Genomic DNA, 3,346 nt, shown 5'->3' on the forward strand with positions numbered 1-3,346 from the left:
TCGCAACGGTGCCGGTGCGGTTGGAGGCCGGGGCTTGACTGGGCCCTTCGCAACGGTGCCGGTGCGGTTGGAGGCCGGGGCTTGACTGGGCCCTTCGCAACGGTGCCGGTGCGGTTGGAGGCCGGGGCTTGACTGGGCCCTTCGGAGAATGCCGCGGCCGGAGCCGCCGCGAGGACGACCGCTGCAACCTGATTGCAACGTTGCCCTCCGTAGGCTCTGGTGACACAGACAGTGCCGTCTGCCGGGCCGTGGGGGTCCGGACACCGAAGCCAGAGGAGTCGACCATGACTGTTTACGCCCAGCCCGGAACCGAGGGATCACCCGTCAGCTTCAAGCAGCGCTACGAGAACTGGATCGGCGGCGAATGGGTCGCCCCGGTAAAGAACCAATACTTCGAGAACCCCTCGCCCGTGACCGGCAAAACGTTCTGTGAGGTGGCACGCGGGACCGCCGAGGACATCGAACTGGCGTTGGACGCCGCCCACAAGGCGGCACCGTCGTGGGGCAAGACTTCGGTGGCGGACCGGGCCGCAGTGCTGAACCGGATCGCGGACCGGATCGAGGAGAACCTGGAACTGCTGGCCGTGGCGGAGACCTGGGACAATGGCAAGGCTGTGCGCGAGACCCTGGCCGCCGACATCCCGCTGGCCGCCGACCACTTCCGCTACTTCGCCTCGGCCATCCGGGCCCAGGAGGGCCGGCTGTCCCAACTGGACGACGACACCACCGCCTACCATTACCACGAGCCGCTGGGTGTGGTCGGGCAGATCATCCCCTGGAACTTCCCCATCCTGATGGCCACGTGGAAGCTGGCTCCCGCGCTCGCGGCGGGCAACGCCGTCGTTCTTAAGCCTGCGGAGCAGACACCGGCGTCCATCCTGGTGCTGATGGAACTGATCGCGGACATCCTGCCGGCGGGCGTGGTCAACGTGGTCAACGGATTCGGCGTGGAGGCCGGCAAGCCGCTGGCGTCCAGCCCGCGGATCCGCAAGATCGCGTTCACCGGCGAGACCACCACCGGCCGGCTGATCAGCCAGTACGCGTCGCAGAACCTGATTCCGGTCACGCTGGAGCTGGGCGGGAAAAGCCCGAACATCTTCTTCTCCGATGTGGCCGCCGAAAACGACGCGTTCTACGACAAGGCGCTGGAGGGCTTCACCCTGTTCGCGTTCAACCAGGGCGAAGTCTGCACCTGCCCTTCGAGGGCACTGGTGCAGGAGTCGATCTACGACTCGTTCATGGCCGACGCACTGGCCCGGACCGAGTCGATCATCCAGGGCAACCCGCTGGACACGGCCACGCAGGTCGGCGCCCAGGCCTCCAACGACCAGCTCGAGAAGATCCTGTCCTACATGGACATCGGCCAGCAGGAGGGCGCGAAGGTCCTGACCGGCGGCGGCCGGAACATCCTCGACGGGGACCTCGCCGACGGCTACTATGTGAAGCCCACCATCTTCGAGGGCGACAACAGCATGCGGATCTTCCAGGAAGAGATCTTCGGGCCGGTCGTCTCGGTTACCCGGTTCGGGAACTATCAGGAAGCCCTGCAGATCGCGAACGACACACTCTACGGGCTGGGCGCCGGCGTGTGGAGCCGCAACGGGAACGTGGCCTACCGGGCAGGGCGCGAAATCCAGGCGGGCCGGGTGTGGGTGAACAACTACCACGCCTACCCGGCGGGAGCGGCGTTCGGCGGCTACAAGTCCTCGGGCATCGGCCGCGAGAACCACGCGATGATGCTGGACCACTACCAGCAGACCAAAAACCTGCTGGTCAGCTACAACGAGAACAAGCTCGGCTTCTTCTAAAGACAGGTCACGTCATGGCGTCTGCTTCACCGCAGGGGCAGGGTGCACCCGCCCCGCCCGCCGGGAAACACGAGGCGGCGCTCGAGGCCGCGGTGGCGCTGCCCGGGGAGGATTGTTCCCGGGTGGCGCTCACCGGACCGGCCGTCGGGCTGCTGCAAAAACTGTGGGAGGTTCACGGACCGCTGATGTTCCATCAGTCCGGCGGCTGCTGCGACGGTTCCTCCCCCATGTGCTATCCGGCCGGTGAATTCCTCACCGGCGATGCGGACGTGCTGCTGGGCACGTTCGACCTTCCCGGCCGCGGGAGCCTGGACTTCTGGATGTCGCGGGAGCAGTTCGCGTACTGGAAGCACACGCATCTGACCGTGGACGTGGTGGACGGACGCGGCAGCGGGTTCTCGGTGGAGGCGCCGGAGGGCAAACGCTTCCTGATCCGCTCCCGGCTGTTCGACGGCACGGCACCGCCGGACTAAGGCGAGGCTCCGAGCCGGGGCGGGCGGCGGGGGCTACGCTCCAATTCGGGCTCCTGCTCCGCTTATTAGGTGGAGCAGGGGCCCAAACCGGAGCAGCGGCGAAAAACCTTGAGTGCCGCGCCTAGCGTTCGAAGAGGCAGAACGGGTGCCCCGCCGGGTCGAAGTACACCCGGACGTCGTCCTGCGGTTGGAATCCGGCACGTTCGGCCCCTACCGACTCGGCGTGAGAACAGGCGGCGGCCAGGTTCTCGACGAGGATGTCCAGGTGCATCAGCATTTGCTGTTCGCCGGGTTCTTCGGGCCAGACCGGCGGGCGGTAGTCCTCCTCCAGCTGGAAGGACAGCCCCGGCCCACCGCCCGGATTGGCCAGTGTCACCCAGTCTGGCTCGTTGGTGCGGATGTCCCAGCCCAGCAGCCGACCGTAAAACTGCGCCAAGGCCAACGGATCGGGCGCTCCCAGCACCGTTGCATGCAGCTGCAGACCTGTGGGGCCGGGCATCGCCACTCCTCCCGTGGACGCACTTCCTGGGCAGCAATCCGGCCATGCTACTGCGGCGGCGGCGCGGCGGCTAGCTCCCGGACAGGACTTCGGCCAGCGCCCGCTCCCCCACGCCGCGCAACAACCTGTTGTCATCCGAGGAGGTCAGCAGCACCGTCGCGATGTTCAACGCCCAGCCGCGGGCGCGCTGCCAGGTCTCCGGGGAAACGTCGGTGCGCGCTTCGACGGCCGCAATAAACTCCCGGCGCCCCGGGGCATCAAACACCAGCCAGGCGGCAGCCAGGTCGGTGGCCGGATCGCCCGCGGTGATGTCGCCGAAGTCGATGACGGCCGCCAACCGGTTGCCGTCCACCACCAGGTTCCCCGGGTGGAGGTCGCCGTGCAGCCACAGCGCCGGTCCCTCCCACGCCGGTACGGCAGTCAGCTGGCGCCACAGAGCGGCGACCCGTTCCACCTGGGGAACCGCCTGCGCATCCAGGCGCTGCACCATGGCTGCGTTGCGGGAGGACAGCGGCACGCCTCGCACCGGATTCACCGGGGCGCCGGACGGGGCGGGCACGTGCAGC

The 3,346-nt window shown here is 67.8% G+C and carries 4 protein-coding genes; 2 read left to right on the top strand and 2 right to left on the bottom strand.

Translation table 11 applies throughout. The features are described 5' to 3' along the window. Window positions 1-284: 284 nt before the first annotated feature. A complete protein-coding gene (gene exaC / locus AC5RV2_RS16050; protein WP_494068076.1) occupies window positions 285-1,808 on the top strand; it encodes an acetaldehyde dehydrogenase ExaC in 1,524 nt (507 codons plus the stop codon). A 14-nt stretch (window positions 1,809-1,822) separates the two neighbouring features. Then, a complete protein-coding gene (locus tag AC5RV2_RS16055) occupies window positions 1,823-2,281 on the top strand; it encodes a DUF779 domain-containing protein (protein WP_494093160.1) in 459 nt (152 codons plus the stop codon). 121 nt (window positions 2,282-2,402) lie between these two features. Here the strand turns inward: AC5RV2_RS16055 and AC5RV2_RS16060 are convergent, their stop codons facing one another. Further along, window positions 2,403-2,780 carry a VOC family protein gene (locus AC5RV2_RS16060; RefSeq protein ID WP_494093161.1) on the bottom strand — a complete coding sequence of 126 codons (378 nt, stop codon included), beginning with the start codon at window positions 2,778-2,780 and terminating at the stop codon, window positions 2,403-2,405. A gap of 70 nt (window positions 2,781-2,850) precedes the next feature. Continuing rightward, window positions 2,851-3,346: phosphotransferase (locus tag AC5RV2_RS16065; protein ID WP_494093162.1), on the bottom strand; the 496-nt coding region annotated here is incomplete at its 5' end.

It is taken from the genome of Arthrobacter sp. Y3225116 (assembly GCF_059091245.1).

Excerpts from the sequence above, each read along its gene's own strand:
- AC5RV2_RS16060 (WP_494093161.1), bottom strand. The coding sequence starts at position 2,780 with ATGCCCGGCCCCACAGGTCTGCAGCTGCATGCAACGGTGCTGGGAGCG.
- AC5RV2_RS16055 (WP_494093160.1), top strand. The coding sequence starts at position 1,823 with ATGGCGTCTGCTTCACCGCAGGGGCAGGGTGCACCCGCCCCGCCCGCC.
- exaC (WP_494068076.1), top strand. The coding sequence starts at position 285 with ATGACTGTTTACGCCCAGCCCGGAACCGAGGGATCACCCGTCAGCTTC.